Origin of the sequence: Kordiimonas gwangyangensis DSM 19435 = JCM 12864 (assembly GCF_000375545.1) — a bacterium.
In the GTDB taxonomy this organism is placed as follows: domain Bacteria; phylum Pseudomonadota; class Alphaproteobacteria; order Sphingomonadales; family Kordiimonadaceae; genus Kordiimonas; species Kordiimonas gwangyangensis.
The window spans coordinates 204,823-220,182 of sequence record NZ_AQXF01000005.1; the positions used below are offsets into that span (position 1 = coordinate 204,823).

Sequence of the window (15,360 nt, forward strand, 5' to 3'; positions counted from 1 at the left end):
GATGACGACAGTTATCGAAGATATGGCGGGGATGAACCTTGAGGGCGTTCTCGCACTCAACAACGCGCACCAGAAAGAGACCTCGTTCCTGACGAGAGCTGACCTTCAGCGCATGATCGGCAACGCATACTATGCACGCGGCGTTGAGCCTGCGCGTGCATTCCTGCTCGGCTTCGATCAGGAGGGGGACTATTCAAGCCCCAACTTCCTTTGGTTCAAGAAACGCTACTCGCGCTTCGCCTACATTGACCGCATCATCACGGCAGAGGCAGCGCGTGGCCAAGGTCTTGCCCGCGCACTTTATGAAGATCTGTTCGCCCGCGCGAAGGGGGACGGTTACAGCGTCGTAGGATGCGAAGTGAACATGGACCCACCTAACCCGGGCTCAGACGCCTTCCACGCCAAACTGGGTTTTAAGGAAGTGGGCACAGCTTTGCTTGCGAACGGCAAGACGGTACGCTACCTCACGAAGACACTCTAAACATCGCGCTCCGGAGCTTACCCTATGGCCAAGAAAATCCAGCACCGCCTGTTCATTGAAGAGAACCTGCCCGGCGGCGGCATCATTGCGCTTGGTCAGGAACAGAGCCATTATCTCGCCAATGTCATGCGTGCGGTCGCGGGCACCGCTGTTGCACTCTTTAACGGGCGGGACGGCGAGTGGGCTGCCGAGGTTATTGATGTCAAAAAGCGCGAAGTCACCTTGAAGGTGAATGAAAAAACGCGCGAACAAGTAACGGAGCCTGACCTTTGGCTTGCCTTTGCGCCGATCAAGAAAGCGCGGCTCGACTTCATGGCGCAAAAAGCGACCGAACTGGGTGTCAGCCATATGATCCCGGTTTATACGCGGCGTACAATCGTTGACCGCGTGAAGACAGACCGTCTTCGCGCCAACGCTATTGAGGCGGCAGAACAGTGCGAGCGTCTTAACGTTCCCACATCTGACGAACCAATCAAGCTGGGGAAGCTGCTGGCGAGCTGGCCAGACGACCGCATGATCATGTTCTGTGATGAAGACCTTTCGGGCGACAGCGCACATGACGCCCTTGCGAAAGTGGACACCAAGGGAAGCGCCAAACCATGGGCGATCATTATCGGGCCCGAAGGTGGTTTCGACGATGATGAGCGCAAGATGATCCGGTCGCACAAGAACACCGTGGTCGTAGCACTGGGACCTCGCGTCCTTCGTGCCGATACTGCAGCCATGTCCGCCATCTGCCTGTGGCAATCGGCCCTCGGCGACTGGTGATCAGCATTCCAATAAATCGCCATAATGCGCACTGATGAAATTGTAATAAAATTTCAAAGGCGATTATTTTTCTATCTTCAACCAATAAAACAGAAAACTAACCCCGAAAACCGAACATCGAAACGCAACTTCGCAAACATTTATCAGGCGATTATTGGTATAGTGTTCCTCATATTGAACCAATCTTGGGACAAGGGGACTAAGCCAATGGCAATGGATGGAACCGCACTCTTTACCGGCCCGCAAAGCCTGTCGCGCCTGATTAGCGAGACGGACGTGATGACGCGCACGGTAGGTTCCAAGCTTTGCCGTTCTGCGACGGAGAGCCTGATGCGCCTCGCCCTTCCTTATATTGATGTCGCCAGCCTTGTGGATGTTGAACCCAACGAACGCGGCTACGCGCGCAAGCTTCTTTACACTCACCCGGACGGGCTGTTCAGTGTTCTTGCACTCCGCTGGATGCCGGGCGCTTGCACACCAGTGCACGGCCACAATGCGTGGGGCTGCGTTGGCGTGGTTGACGGTGAGATTGGATGCGAAACCTACAAGACGGATTGTGACTGCAAATCCGTTGAAAGCACGGGCGTCATTCGCGCCGGCAAAGGGGCAGTCGCAAGTGTGGACCCCAACCCCTGCGGTATCCATAGATTATTTAACCCGACCGATAGAATTTCTCATACACTGCATATTTACGGCATGGATTTGTCGGAAAATCCTTTTGCTATCAACGTTCCGTACCAGCACTGAGAACAGCACAAAATTCATAAAGCTGTCTCACCATCGCGTGAAACCGCTTTACATATCTTGATTGCCCCTTATCTACGCCTTACTTCTTTTACGTAAAGGTTAAGGTTCAGGGACCCATCATCTATGTCCAGCCCAAGCGCACTGTCTGACGAGCGCCTTGTTGAAAGCAAGGCGCAGCTTGTCGAGTATCTAGAAACAGGCAACAAGCCTGATCGCTCTTCGTGGCGCATCGGCTCGGAGCATGAAAAGTTCATCTTCCACCGCGATGGCTTCGGCCCTCTCTCCTATACTGGCGAGAACGGCAAGCCTGGTATTCGCGACGTACTGCAAGGCTTTGTCAACATTGGCTGGAATCCCGTTCTTGAAGGCGACAATCTGATTGCCGCCACCAAAAACGGTGCGTCCATCACCCTTGAACCCGGCGGGCAGTTCGAACTCTCCGGCGCCATGCTCGAAAACATTCACCAGACCTGCGATGAGACATCCACCCACCTCCGCGAAGCGCGTGAAATTGGTGAGCGGCTCGACATCGGTTTCCTCGGCCTTGGTTTCCACCCCACGCTCAAACGCGAAGACGTGCCGGTGATGCCAAAGGCGCGCTATGACATCATGCGCTCCTACATGCCGAAGCGCGGTAGCATGGGACTTGATATGATGCTGCGCACCTGTACGGTACAGGTGAACCTCGACTTCGCCAGCGAAGCCGATATGGTGGAAAAATTCCGCATCTCGCTCGCACTACAGCCGCTCGCGACTGCGCTATTCGCCAACTCTCCCCTCAAGGAAGGCCGTCCGAATGGCTTCCGCAGCCTCAGAAGCCACGTTTGGACCGACACAGACCCTGACCGCTGCGGCACACTGCCCTTCGTCTTTGAAGACGGCATGGGCTTTGAGCGCTGGGTTGACCACGTACTTGACGTGCCAATGTATTTTGTCCGCCGGAATGGCCGCTATATTGATGCCTCCGGCCAAAGCTTCCGTGACTTCATGGCTGGCCGCCTCCCTGCCCTGCCGGGCGAGGTGCCGACCATTGAGGACTGGAAAGACCATATGACCACCTTGTTCCCGGAAGTGCGGCTCAAGACGTTCCTTGAGATGCGCGGCGCTGACGGCGGGCCATGGTCACGCCTCTGTGCCCTGCCTGCGTTGTGGGTGGGTCTTCTTTATGACACCGAAGCTCAGGACGCCGCGAGAGACCTGATCAAGGGTTGGACACCTGCAGACGTTGCACAAATGCGTGCAGACGTACCACAAAAAGGCCTCACAACCGAGATTGGCGGTCGCGCGTTTACTGACCTCGCCAAGGAAGTCCTGACCATCGCTGACAAAGGCCTCCGCAACCGGTCGCGCTTGTCGTCCAGCGGTGAAACCGAGCAGGGCTTCCTGAATTCGCTGTGGGAAAGTGCCGACACCGGCATGACCCCGGCGGACCAGATTTTGCACAAGCTCAACGGTGTGTGGGGCGGCGATGCAAAACGTGTATTCGAGGCGCTCAGCTACTAACGCAGCCGAAAATGCGATGAAATGACATCTGTTCGCGACGAAGCGTCGCGACAGACGTTATAATGTCACGTACACTTCCCCAATAATATCCAGTGGATTTTCAGGCGGGGAGAAAAGCTGTGGCATCCATCACATTTTCCATCAACGGTCGCGAACAGATGTTCGACGGCGATGAAGACATGCCGCTTCTGTGGCATTTACGGGATGAAGCAGGCCTTAAGGGCACCAAATTTGGGTGTGGTATTGGTCAGTGTGGTGCTTGCACCGTTCATGTTGACGGTGAAGCGGTGCGCAGTTGCTCGCTCCCCATGGCCTCACTGGATGGCGCCAACGTTACCACCATCGAAGGCCTTGCACAGGGTGACAAGCTTCACCCGGTTCAAGAAGCCTGGATTGAGGAAGATGTCCCCCAATGTGGCTACTGTCAGGCAGGCCAGATCATGGCGACGGCCGCCCTTCTCAAAAGCAATCCCAACCCCAGCGATGACGACATCAATGAGGGCGTAACAAATCTTTGCCGCTGCGGGACATACCACCGCATTCGCAAAGCCATCAAACTTGCCGCTAGCAAGATGCAACAAGCCTGAGGAGAGAAGCAATGAACACTCATGTTTCCCGCAGGCGTTTCCTGCAAGCCAGTGCAAGCCTTGGTGCTTTTTCCGTCATCGTCAGCAAAACACCGAGCCTGCTGGCATCTGACACTCTTATGGGCGGCAGCATGCCGCCTGTCCTGAAGGTAGATGCAAACGGCTATGCAGTCCTCTGTGTACCCGTACCAGACATGGGTCAAGGCATGCTCACCGGTGCCGCGCAACTCGTAGCCGAGGAACTGGATATCGCACTTGAGCATGTGCGCGTGGAACTGATGTCCTTTGTTGGTAGCATCAACGATGAAGGCAAAGCCCAGTTCGGCAAGCTTCATCAAGGTACTGGTGGCAGCTTGGCCATGGCAGAAGTGTGGATGCCCCTCCGGCAAACGGCGGCCTATGCCCGTTCCCTGTTGATTGACGCAGCAGCGCGCGAGATGAAGGCCGACAAGGCTGATCTCACCACGAAAGGTGCGCGGGTTATCAATGCCAAGACTGGCACTCAAATCACATACGCCAAGCTTGTAGACAAAGTGCAAGCCGCGGCTGAGCCGAACCTTGAAGAAGTCGCGTTAAAACCCGCAGCTGAGCGACGCGTGATTGGTCGCGACCGCAGGAATGTGGCCTCATCCGACATTGTAACCGGCAAGCCGATTTACGGTATCGATCAGGATGTGCCCGGCATGCTGCATGTCGCCATCCGGCGCTGCCCACACCTGCGCGGCGGGCTTGTGAGCCATAACGGCAAAACGCTGCGCGGCAAGCCGGGCATCGTGGATGTTATTGACATGCCACGCCTGCCCGCCGACCCCAAAGAACGCCGCCTCGTTGCCGCCGGTGTTGCTGTGGTAGCCAACAGCTACTGGACTGCACGCAAGGCGGCGAACGCGCTTGAGATCGAATGGGACGGCTCCTACGCAATGAACACTGACAGCGCCCATTTCATGAAAATCGGCATGGAAGCGCTTGATAGTGCATCAATGACCGAAACCGTACGCGACGGTGACATCGAAGGCGCACTGAGCCGCGCCAGCAAAACATTGGAGGCTACCTATAGCCACCCCAACTGGGCGCACACCTGTATGGAACCCCATAGCTGCGTGGCGGATGTGAAAGCCGACAGTGCTGAAATCTGGGTGGGCCACCAGTTCATGGACGTGGCGATCAATGCCGCGTCCGAGGCGACCAATATTCCCGCGGGAAACATCAAGGCGAACTTCTACCGTATCGGCACTGGCTTTGGCCGCAAGTTCGAGAAGGACTTCATCCAAGAAGCGTGCTTCCTGTCACAAAAACTTGGCAAGCCCGTAAAGGTCACCTGGTCACGCGAAGACGAAATGGAACAGGACTTTTACAACCATATGGCCTTCTACAAACTGCGCGGTGGCCTTGATGCGTCGGGCAAAATGAATGCTCTGCACATCCGTGTCGCGGCGGACGGCCGTTTCTCCAGCGCAACGCAGGAAATCCCCTGCGGCCTTGTGGACAATTACCTTGGCGAATGGCTCCTGCTGCCCACAGCCTTGTCGACCGGCGCGTGGCGCGGGCCGGGTAGCAACGTGCGCTCATGGGTGACACAAAGCTTCATTGACGAGCTTGCGGAAGCCGCTGGCCAGGACACACTTGATTTCATGCTGGCCCTGTTCCGTTCCAAAGCGACGGTTGAGATGAAAAACTGGCCCAACCTGACCCTCGACCTGAGCCGCCACGTCGCGGCACTTGAAAAGGTCGCGGAAGAGTCCGGGTACCGGAATGTCCTGCCCGCAGGCCATGGCCGCGGCATTGCCGTGTTCCAGACCCACCACAGCCTGTGTGCACATGTGGTAGAAGTTGCCATGAAGGGTGAGAAGGACTTCCGCGTCGTGAAGGTGACAAGCGCGATTGATTGTGGCCTTGCCGTCAACCCGCTTGGTATCCGTGCACAAGTAGAAAGCGGAATCATCGACGGCCTGTGTGCAGCCAAGTACGGGAATATGGTGTTCGAGAAGGGCGTGCCTGTCACCAATAACTTCGACACCTACCGCAAATTGCGCATGGCGGAAGCACCTGAAGAGATCAACATCCATATCCTCGACCACGGTGATGATACGCCGCGGGGCACGGGGGAGACTTCGCTGCCACCGTTCATTCCGGCACTCACAAACGCGATTTACCGCGCGAGCGGCAAACGTATTCGCCGCCTGCCGATCGTCGAGAGCTTATAAGGCCTGCAGGAAGTTGATCACCCAAAGCGCGCCAAGGGTGGCAAGCGCCAGTATGCCACCCCACGCGAGCGCGAGTGACAGGCTCGAAAACCGTGGCCGCTTTTCGCTATAATAGCTGCCACACTCAAGGCAATGGTAGCAGGCATCTTCGGGCGCGGCGTTTGGGCGCATGAAGGGCACTGATGTCGGCAGAGGGCCGACATAGGGGTGCACGCGCTGGGAACCGCAACGCTTGCATGCCAACTCTTCCCCGTCAGGGTCATGACGCACTTGGGCAGGTAGCGCCGTTACATTGCTGAGGATTTCCTCGGCGAATTGCCGATCGCCTGCCCGCACCATCAAGTTCGCGAACAGGCCTTCATTCATGCCCGCCACGTTTTCGCCGGCCAGAAAGGCGTGAATGCCGCGCGCATCGAGAAGCGTACGCATCAAGCGCCCTTCCGCTGCGTTCAGGTGGGACCGAATGACAACCAACCGGTTATCATCTTCAAAGACTTGAACCATTCAGCGTTAATCCATCAGTCCGGCATCAAAGCCATCAATTGAGGTGACATTATTTTTCTTCTGGTAGGTGTCGATACCGTCATCACCCTTGCCTTGCGCCCATTTCTTGAGGGTCTGGCGCTCGGCCTTCATTTCCATTTCCGGCACCCCGTAACCACAACTGGTCTGCACACTTTCCACATCGATCAGGATGATCTGTCGCGCACCGGGCAGCTCCGGAAAGTTTGCCGCCAGTTCGTCAAAACCTTCATGGTGCGGGCGCACCACGCGACCTTTGCCGTAAAGCCGCAGGATAAGCGCATTCCGTGTGAAGCTATTGAACATAACGGTAATCCGCCCATCGTTTTTGATATGGGCGGATGTCTCATTACCGCTACCTGTCACATCCAGATAACCGCACAGGTTTGGCCCCAGCACACGGAAACAGTCCATGCCCTTGGGACTTAAGTTGATGCGGCCCGTCGCGCACGCCGTTGCCGTGAAGAAGATGGGCTGAGCCTTGATGAACTCGGCGTGTTTGTCGGTGATGTGATCGGTAAAATCAGCCATGAATTATGCCATCCAAAATCGCATGATGAGAAGAAGAAGCATCACGATCACCACGAGGACCCCAAGGAGGAAAACGAGGAAGCGATGCATGACATTGTTATATGTGCAGTGGATCAGGCTGTGCACAACCCTTGTGGCAACAAAAATCCACGCGAGCGTCACCATCATGGTGCCGCCAAGCCCGGTGATGAGCGCACAGAAGCTGAGCACAAAAAAGAGTACCGGCAGCTCAAACAGGTTCTTGTAGTTTTCTGACGGGAAACGCGCCGAGGCCGGCAGTTCTTCATCATAGGTCTTGCGCTGTTGCAGCTGCTCTGGCGACGGCCTGCGGGCGGCAAGCGCCGGCAACCGCCGTGAGGCCATATACAACAGCACGATTAGCGACAGGATCACCTGTGCCAAAATTGGCCCCATCATATCCATATTCACATTCATGATTCCCTCCCCGGAATGATCAAATCTGTGTGAATTTAGCCACAGGTCCTTTCAAAAAGCCACCATAAAGCCAAGCTTCATAATTGTGTGGCACAATCCACTTAAAGGGGAAAGTCCCACCCTGAGGTACGTGCGTATGAACAAAAAACGGTTGAAATTTCTGCTGCGCTGGATTGCCCTGCCCCTCAGCATCGTGCTGCTGATACTCGGCGCGATAACGTTGCCATTGCCGATCCCGACCGGGGTAATCCTTATCGCGCTTGGCCTTGCGGTCGCGGCGTTCAACCCGCGCATGCTGCGTTTCATCAAGCGGACCCGAGGGCGTTACCCACGCGCCAACGCCCACATCCGGGCCATCACCCCGCGCCTGCCACACTTCATTCAGCGCGTCCTGACCCGGACCGACAACCACCGTGACAAGAGCATACCCTGATAGCCTACCGGCTTGCCTGCGTGCTTAAAGGCTGGCATCGTTTTGTCATAGAAACCTGTTGATGGACATGAGCCTATGACGCTTGTTCGTGATTTCAGGCCAGCCGACTGGCCCGTTGTGGAAGCCATATATATGGAAGGCATCCGCACCGGTTTTGCCACCTTCGAGACCTCCCCGAAAAGTGAAGACGCCTGGACCAATACCAGCGTGAAAAATTCGCAACTTGTCGCGGAAGCAAGTGACGGCACGGTCTGTGGCTGGGCTCTGCTGTGGCCCGTGTCTGACCGCTGCGCCTACCGTGGTGTCGCCGAAGTGAGTGTCTATGTTGCGGCAAGCGCGCGCGGCAAGGGTGTCGGCAAGCTGTTATTGAATGCATTGGCAACCCGCTCGGAAACGCTTGGTGTCTGGACTATGCAGGCAGGCATATTCGAGGAAAACAAAGCGTCTATCGCACTACATGAAGCATGCGGGTTCCGCACAGTGGGGGTGCGTGAACGCCTGGGTAACCTGAATGGGGTTTGGAAAAACGTCATGCTCATGGAAAAACGCAGTAATACGGTCGGCCTCTAAACCAGCGGTCGTTACAAAACTATTGCAGCTTGCATTTGTTCCCTTTATGTTCTTTTCAAGAACAAAGAGTTAGGGGGATATAATGTACACGAGAATTCTGGCTCCGCTCGCAGCTTTTGCCCTCGTCGCCTGCATAGCTGAGAAACCGGCTCCCTGCTACAGCAGCTATTGTTCGATGACAGGCGCCGAACTTGCGGCCATCGACCGGGCAGCCCTTACTGCTGACGAGAAGCTGCAATATGACCAAGCGCGCGGCCATTTAAAGCAGCGCACCAAGTTCGAAAAACAGCGCGCCAAGAATATCCGCCACTACTACAAATATACAGAGGTTGCCTTCGACGGGCCCGACCGCGCCTTCACCGCACATGCAACCACTCCTTATGAGGTGCGCGACCCGTTTTTCGTAAGCGGCGACAACGCCTCGGACGACTACATCCTCTTCACCCACGGCAGTGAGATGGGCGCACGCCATCAACTTTCAGTCTCCGTCATGTATGATATCAGCGAGGAGGACGGCCTTGGCCGGGTGAAAGAGGAGCGCCTTTGGCGTGGCTACGAACGGGCGCACTTCAAAGACGGCACGCCCGCAGATGTTACGCTCGACAAACGCTCCATCGCTTATTGCCAGCCGGTCAAGAAACTGGTTGGCTATAGCGGTGATTATATCTGGATGGATAAATGTGCTTTCACGGAACGCGTGAGCTTACCGCTTTCGCACACGCATATCCGCCGCGCGCTTGAGCTAGACCTGCCGATCGAACTCTATCTCACAAGCCCAAACGGGCCAAGCCAACGTTACATCGTCCCCACATCACTTCTGGCTGCCTACATCCTCCGCCTGCATGACGAAACCGGCCTATTCGCCGACGATGTGCAAAATATCGCAGCGCTCGCAAAAGCCAGAGAGATGGTAAACAAGCGCTAGATGCTGCCTTTTTTCTCAATCACCAGAACACGCGCGGGGCCTATGGGGTGCGCCACATGGGCATCACCTGCCCCTGCGTGGTATATGTCACCCGGCAGCATACGGTAGACGTGTTCTGCGCCTCCACCGTCGCGGTAGCGCATATCCACCTCGCCGGTGAGCACCACAAAGACCTCATCGCCATCGTTGACATGCCACTTATAGGGCTTGTCGGTCCAGTGCAGGCGCACGCTCGCGCCCTCGATATCCGCGATATCAAGCGCGGCCCAGGCACGGTCGCCGGTGAACTCTTCAGGGGTAATAAACTGCATGGCCATCCTCATATCATGAGGGTGAAGGATAGCACGCGCCCACATGGCGCGACTGCCAAATGATGCGTTAGTTCTGCCAGACTTGATGGCTTAAGCGATTAGCCCAAGCTCGTGCTGCCTCTTTTTCGTCAGTTTTGAGGCGATTATGTCGTGCGCGTCGGTGATATAACTTTTGAGGTCTTCTTCTGAAAGCGCGCCTTCATAGGCCTGCACCCATTTGGCCCGCGCGAGGTAAGGTGCGGGGATAATACCCTCAAGCTCACACAGGATCTGGTAACTGAGGTCTGAACATTTGAAGGAAATGCGAGCTGGCGCAGTCACATCGTCCGTCTCTTTCTCCTCCGGCCCCCAGTTGGAGCAGATGGCAAATATCTTGCCACCCACTTTCCAAACGCTCGCCCCGCCCCACTGCACCACATGGGTCGTCGCCTTAAGGCTGCCGCAGTAAGCATCAAATTCATCGCGGGTCATGATGGCTCCCCTCAATACATCTTGTTGTGGGATTTGGCTTTTTTGGTGCGCGTGCCGGGGCGGCCGCCGGTGGCGCGGCCTTTGGGTTTGAGGCGTTTGTCCTCAATACCCAGTTCGCCAGCCTCAAGCTTGCGGATTTCGTCCCTGAGCCGCGCGGCTTCCTCGAACTCAAGGTTCTCAGCCGCTTCGCGCATTTTGGCGTTAAGCCCCTCAAGGTGTTTCTTGAGGTTGGAGCCGACGAGATGCGCCGCATCCTCGCCGATATCGACGGTGACATAATCGCCCGCCGCCACATGGGCCATCAAGTCGCCCACATTTTTCTTCACCGTCGTTGGCGTGATGCCGTGTTCCTCATTATAGGCAACCTGCTTGGCACGGCGGCGGTTGGTCTCGTCGATCGCCTTTTCCATCGAGCCGGTGATCTTGTCGGCATAAAGGATAACCCGACCCTCCGCGTTCCGCGCCGCGCGGCCGATGGTCTGGATAAGCGAGCGTTCCGAGCGCAGGAAACCTTCCTTGTCCGCGTCCAGAATGGCGACCAAGCCACACTCCGGGATATCAAGGCCCTCTCGCAGCAGGTTGATGCCCACAAGAACATCGAATGCGCCAAGGCGCAGGTCACGGATGATCTCGATCCGTTCCAAGGTGTCGATATCCGAGTGCATGTAGCGCACCTTCACACCGTTTTCATGCAGGTATTCGGTCAGGTCTTCGGCCATGCGCTTGGTGAGCGTGGTCACGAGCACACGCATGCCCTTGTCGGCCATTTTGCGTGCCTCGTGCATCAGGTCGTCGACCTGTGTGTCAACGGGGCGTATGTCGATCTCGGGATCAATCAGGCCAGTCGGGCGGATCACCTGTTCGGTGAACACGCCGCCTGTGCGCTCCATCTCCCAGTCGCCCGGCGTGGCCGACACATAAAGCGACTGCGGGCGCATCGCGTCCCATTCCTCGAACTTGAGCGGGCGGTTGTCCATACAAGACGGCAGACGAAAGCCATAGTCCGCGAGCACGGATTTGCGCCTGGCGTCACCCCGGCTCATGCCGCCAATCTGGCTAACGCTCACGTGGCTCTCGTCGACAAACAGGAGCGCGTTTTCGGGGATATATTCAAAAAGGGTCGGCGGGGGCTCACCCGGATTACGGCCGGTGAGATACCGGCTGTAGTTCTCAATGCCTGCACAGGTGCCCGTAGCTTCCATCATCTCAAGGTCGAAGCGCGTGCGCTGCTCAAGCCGCTGACTCTCAAGGATACGGCCACGCTCCTCGTACCATTTCAGCCGATGCGTCAGCTCGGCCTTGATCGACTTGATAGCCTGATCAAGTGTCGGGCGTGGGGTCACATAGTGGCTGTTAGCGTAAACTTTCACCATGTCGAGCGTGGCTGACTTTTCGCCCGTCAGCGGGTCAAACTCGACAATCTCCTCAATCTCGTCACCAAACATCATCAGCCGCCACGCACGATCTTCATAGTGGGACGGGAAGATGTCGATCACATCACCGCGTACGCGGAAGGTGCCGCGCTGGAAGGCGGTATCATTCCGGGTGTATTGCATCGCCACAAGGCGGCGCAAGAGCTCCCGCTGGTCAACCTCCATGCCTTTCCGGAGCGCAAAGGTCATGGCGGTATAGGTCTCAACGGAACCGATACCGTAGATACAGGACACCGATGCGACGATGATCACATCGTCCCGCTCCAAGACCGCGCGGGTGGCGGAGTGGCGCATACGGTCGATCTGCTCGTTGATCGTCGCTTCCTTCTCAACAAACGTATCAGTGCGCGGGACATAGGCTTCCGGCTGGTAATAGTCATAGTAGGAGACAAAATATTCGACCGCATTATTGGGGAAGAAGCTCTTGAACTCCCCATAGAGCTGCGCGGCGAGGGTTTTGTTGGGCGCGAGGATAAGCGCCGGGCGCTGCGTCGCCTCAATCACCTTGGCCATGGTATAGGTTTTACCTGAGCCAGTGACACCTAGAAGCACCTGATCTCGCTCCCGCGCGTTGATGCCCTCCACCAGTTCCTTGATCGCCGTCGGCTGGTCGCCGGACGGCTTGAATTCGGACACCAGCTCAAACGCGATGCCGCCTTCGGACTTTTCCGGCCGCTCGGGCCGGTGAGGCACAAAGGGTACGGTCGCATCATTGGGGATCATGACATCTTCCTCGACTGGCTTCAGGTTTCGTGACTGGCTTTTGGATTTTCAGTGCTCGCACAAAATTCGCACGGTGCGCACACAAGCTTTGGGGACACAGTGCCTTGTTCACTGTTTGTTTTCAAGGCCTGAATGAAATCTGCACAATAAATGTATGCTCGTTTTTTAATCACTGTTTATTTTGTGTGCATACATATAGAGCCATATATGCACCCATAAAATAAATATCATTATATTTCAATTAGATAACTTTAATTTTGAATCTGGCACACAGCTTGCTGGTAAGAGGGCGACAAAGATAAAAATACTTTTTAATTGCTGGAGGAACACCATGCCCAAGTTTTTGTTCTCTAGTTCGAAGTTCAGGTCCACTTGCGCTCTCGCGGCGCTTGCAATCGGTGCAGTTGCGCCAACCATTTCAACAGGCGCATCAGCGCAGGAGAGCACGAGCCCGTTCTCATTCTCCGCGAATGCGGCGATCGTAACGGAATACCGCTTCCGCGGCCTTTCGCTCTCCAACCACGACCCTGCCATTCAGGGTGGCTTCGACGTGAGCCATGAAAGCGGATTTTACATCGGCACATGGGGCTCCTCAATTGAAAGTTACGCCGGCTCGGAATTCGAGATGGATATCTACGGCGGCTACGCGACCGAGATCGAAGGCCTTACCTTCGATGTCGGCCTCCTAGCCTACACCTACCCCGGTTCTAAAGGGACCTACTACCTTGAGCTCTACAGCTCGATCGGGGGGACTGCAGGCATCGTCGACTGGACACTGGGCGCAGCCTATGTGTGGGACCAGGACAATGTCGGCGGCACAGACAATATTTACGCATATGTGGATGCAAGCGTTCCTCTGGGAGATACCCCTTTCTCCCTCTCCGGTCACTTGGCGTATGAGGACGGCGCATTCGGTAATGACAAATGGGATTGGAACGCAGGAGTTGCCTATGCCTTTGAACAATTCTCTCTCTCAGTAAGCTACGTGGACACCAACGTTTCTGGCATCGGCAAGGGGGCGATCGTCGGCATGCTGTCAGCAAGCTTCTAGGAGAGAGGACTGCGGCTCGCCCGGACGGGTACCTTCCCACCCAAAGGGCACTATGAGCCGCCTTCCCCGACGCATCGGAAATGCCGACCTTCATTTCCTGATGCGCTGCCCGTCATACTCACGGGCGTGAGGGGGTAGCAAGCAACCTTCCCTGCTTCTACCCCGAAGAGAAGATACAGGACCCGGTGCTGACCTTCACCCCCTGTATCTGCCATGAAAGTGGCATTTGAGCGCGCGAAGACTACCTTCCCAGTCTTGCGCTCATCCCTCCCCTGGCATACCGGCCAGGCTATTGACGCAAGCCTGGCCGGTATGCCACCTTCCCTTCACTTCCCTGAAAACAAAATTGCGCGTTCTGCGCAGAAATATCGCAAAAATGTCGCAACTAACCATTGCGGCTATTATTTCCTTTGCTATTCTGCGGCCCTATTTTCATGGCTTTTCAGGACCCATCCCCATGTCTTTTCTGTCCGCGTCGCTTGACCGTATCAAACCATCGCCCACTATTGCCGTTTCCACCAAAGCGCAGGAGCTGAAGGCTGCCGGTAAGGACGTGATTGGCCTTGGCGCCGGGGAGCCGGATTTCGATACGCCCGACCACATCAAGGAAGCGGCCATCAAGGCTATCTGGGATGGCCAGACCAAATATACCGCCGTGGACGGTACGCCTGCCTGCAAGGCAGCGGTGATTGAGAAATTCAAGCGCGAAAACGGCCTGACCTTCACAGCAAACCAGATCACCGTAAACTCAGGCGGCAAGCACACCATTTATAACGCGATGGTCGCCACGCTTAACCCGGGGGATGAGGTGGTGATCCCGGCACCCTACTGGGTCAGCTATCCTGATATTACCCTGCTCGCCGGTGGCACGCCTGTGTTTGTGCCGTCTTCGATCGAGACCGGCTTTAAGATGACACCAGAGGCACTTGAGGCAGCGATTACGCCGAAAACCAAATGGCTCATCTTCAACTCGCCCTCGAACCCGTCGGGCGCGGCTTATACGGAAGACGAGATCAAGGCGATTGGCGAGGTCTTGAGACGGCACGAGCATGTCTGGATCTTCGCGGACGACATTTACGAGCACATCACCTATGAGGGTTTCACCTTCAAAAGTTTCGCTCAGGTAATGCCCGATCTCGCACACCGCACACTCACCATGAACGGCGTTGCAAAAGCTTATGCCATGACCGGCTGGCGCATTGGGTATGCGGGCGGTGACGCCAAGCTTATCAAGGCGATGGCAAAAGTACAAAGCCAAAGCACATCGAACCCATGCTCCATCAGCATGGCGGCGACCGTTGGTGCACTTCTTGGGCCGCAGGATTTCCTGAAGGACCGGGCCGCAACCTTCCAGACGCGGCGTGACCTTGTGGTAAACCTGCTCAATGAGGCGGACGGCATCACCTGCCCGACGCCCGAAGGCGCGTTTTATGTCTACCCGTCCATCGCGGGCTGCATCGGCAAAAAAACACCAAGCGGCAAAGTGATCGAGACGGATGAAGACTTCGTCACCTATATCCTTGAGGATTACGGCGTTGCAGCGGTGCACGGGGAAGCCTTCGGCCTTAGCCCTCACTTCCGCGTATCCTACGCCACCTCCACCGAGGCGCTGACAAAAGCCTGCACCCGCATTCAGGAAGCCTGTGCCCGCCTCAAGTAAGTAGA

Annotated in this window: 17 protein-coding genes; 11 read left to right on the forward strand and 6 right to left on the reverse strand. The window is 56.3% G+C overall.

From position 1 onward, the window contains the following. Position 1: 1 nt before the first annotated feature. The 6 genes from B150_RS0115050 to B150_RS0115075 all read left to right on the forward strand — a co-directional run bounded on the left by B150_RS0115050 (position 2) and on the right by B150_RS0115075 (position 6,290). Positions 2 to 481, forward strand: coding sequence for a GNAT family N-acetyltransferase (locus tag B150_RS0115050; protein ID WP_020400770.1), 480 nt, complete (start codon positions 2 to 4; stop codon positions 479 to 481). Positions 482 to 505: 24 nt separating this feature from the next. Next, the gene (locus B150_RS0115055; protein WP_020400771.1) at positions 506 to 1,249 is read left to right on the forward strand and encodes a 16S rRNA (uracil(1498)-N(3))-methyltransferase; all 744 of its coding nucleotides are present in this window, start codon (positions 506 to 508) and stop codon (positions 1,247 to 1,249) included. Between the two features lie 207 nt (positions 1,250 to 1,456). Beyond that, a complete protein-coding gene (locus tag B150_RS22585; RefSeq protein ID WP_020400772.1) occupies positions 1,457 to 1,996 on the forward strand; it encodes a cysteine dioxygenase in 540 nt (179 codons plus the stop codon). Positions 1,997 to 2,119: 123 nt separating this feature from the next. Continuing rightward, complete coding sequence (locus B150_RS0115065) at positions 2,120 to 3,499, forward strand: glutamate--cysteine ligase (protein WP_020400773.1); 1,380 nt, start codon at positions 2,120 to 2,122, stop codon at positions 3,497 to 3,499. A gap of 119 nt (positions 3,500 to 3,618) precedes the next feature. Beyond that, positions 3,619 to 4,086, forward strand: a complete 468-nt coding sequence (locus B150_RS0115070) for a (2Fe-2S)-binding protein (RefSeq protein ID WP_020400774.1) — start codon at positions 3,619 to 3,621, stop codon at positions 4,084 to 4,086. An 11-nt stretch (positions 4,087 to 4,097) separates the two neighbouring features. Next, positions 4,098 to 6,290 (forward strand): xanthine dehydrogenase family protein molybdopterin-binding subunit, encoded by a 2,193-nt coding sequence (locus B150_RS0115075; RefSeq protein WP_020400775.1) that lies wholly within the window; start codon positions 4,098 to 4,100, stop codon positions 6,288 to 6,290. Here B150_RS0115075 and B150_RS0115080 read toward each other — a convergent pair. From B150_RS0115080 to B150_RS0115090, 3 genes are read right to left on the reverse strand one after another with little or no spacing between them, the layout of a single operon-like run. Continuing rightward, positions 6,285 to 6,794 (reverse strand): hypothetical protein, encoded by a 510-nt coding sequence (locus B150_RS0115080; RefSeq protein ID WP_020400776.1) that lies wholly within the window; start codon positions 6,792 to 6,794, stop codon positions 6,285 to 6,287. The two genes, B150_RS0115075 and B150_RS0115080, sit on opposite strands and share 6 nt — an antisense overlap. A gap of 6 nt (positions 6,795 to 6,800) precedes the next feature. Further along, positions 6,801 to 7,343 (reverse strand): pyridoxamine 5'-phosphate oxidase family protein, encoded by a 543-nt coding sequence (locus B150_RS0115085; RefSeq protein ID WP_020400777.1) that lies wholly within the window; start codon positions 7,341 to 7,343, stop codon positions 6,801 to 6,803. Between the two features lie 3 nt (positions 7,344 to 7,346). Next, positions 7,347 to 7,778 (reverse strand): MAPEG family protein, encoded by a 432-nt coding sequence (locus tag B150_RS0115090; RefSeq protein WP_020400778.1) that lies wholly within the window; start codon positions 7,776 to 7,778, stop codon positions 7,347 to 7,349. A gap of 136 nt (positions 7,779 to 7,914) precedes the next feature. On the opposite strand from B150_RS0115090, the gene B150_RS21365 reads away from it, so the two are divergent. The 3 genes from B150_RS21365 to B150_RS0115105 all read left to right on the forward strand — a co-directional run bounded on the left by B150_RS21365 (position 7,915) and on the right by B150_RS0115105 (position 9,706). Further along, entirely contained in the window at positions 7,915 to 8,211 is a 297-nt protein-coding gene (locus B150_RS21365) for a hypothetical protein (protein ID WP_020400779.1), read from the forward strand. Positions 8,212 to 8,286: 75 nt separating this feature from the next. Further along, entirely contained in the window at positions 8,287 to 8,781 is a 495-nt protein-coding gene (locus tag B150_RS0115100) for a GNAT family N-acetyltransferase (protein ID WP_020400780.1), read from the forward strand. 82 nt (positions 8,782 to 8,863) lie between these two features. Then, positions 8,864 to 9,706: a hypothetical protein gene (locus B150_RS0115105; RefSeq protein WP_155860091.1), complete on the forward strand. Its 843-nt coding sequence runs from the start codon at positions 8,864 to 8,866 to the stop codon at positions 9,704 to 9,706. Here B150_RS0115105 and B150_RS0115110 read toward each other — a convergent pair. The 3 genes from B150_RS0115110 to uvrB form a co-directional block, all read right to left on the reverse strand. Beyond that, positions 9,703 to 10,017, reverse strand: coding sequence for a cupin (locus B150_RS0115110; protein ID WP_026168417.1), 315 nt, complete (start codon positions 10,015 to 10,017; stop codon positions 9,703 to 9,705). The genes B150_RS0115105 and B150_RS0115110 overlap by 4 nt on opposite strands. Positions 10,018 to 10,107: 90 nt before the next feature. Further along, positions 10,108 to 10,488, reverse strand: coding sequence for an MmcQ/YjbR family DNA-binding protein (locus tag B150_RS0115115; RefSeq protein ID WP_020400783.1), 381 nt, complete (start codon positions 10,486 to 10,488; stop codon positions 10,108 to 10,110). 11 nt (positions 10,489 to 10,499) lie between these two features. Continuing rightward, the gene (uvrB, locus tag B150_RS0115120; protein WP_020400784.1) at positions 10,500 to 12,644 is read right to left on the reverse strand and encodes an excinuclease ABC subunit UvrB; all 2,145 of its coding nucleotides are present in this window, start codon (positions 12,642 to 12,644) and stop codon (positions 10,500 to 10,502) included. 331 nt (positions 12,645 to 12,975) lie between these two features. On the opposite strand from uvrB, the gene B150_RS0115125 reads away from it, so the two are divergent. Both B150_RS0115125 and B150_RS0115130 read left to right on the forward strand, forming a co-directional pair. Further along, positions 12,976 to 13,695 carry a TorF family putative porin gene (locus B150_RS0115125; protein ID WP_020400785.1) on the forward strand — a complete coding sequence of 240 codons (720 nt, stop codon included), beginning with the start codon at positions 12,976 to 12,978 and terminating at the stop codon, positions 13,693 to 13,695. Positions 13,696 to 14,152: 457 nt separating this feature from the next. Next, complete coding sequence (locus B150_RS0115130) at positions 14,153 to 15,355, forward strand: pyridoxal phosphate-dependent aminotransferase (RefSeq protein ID WP_020400786.1); 1,203 nt, start codon at positions 14,153 to 14,155, stop codon at positions 15,353 to 15,355. Positions 15,356 to 15,360: the final 5 nt, after the last annotated feature.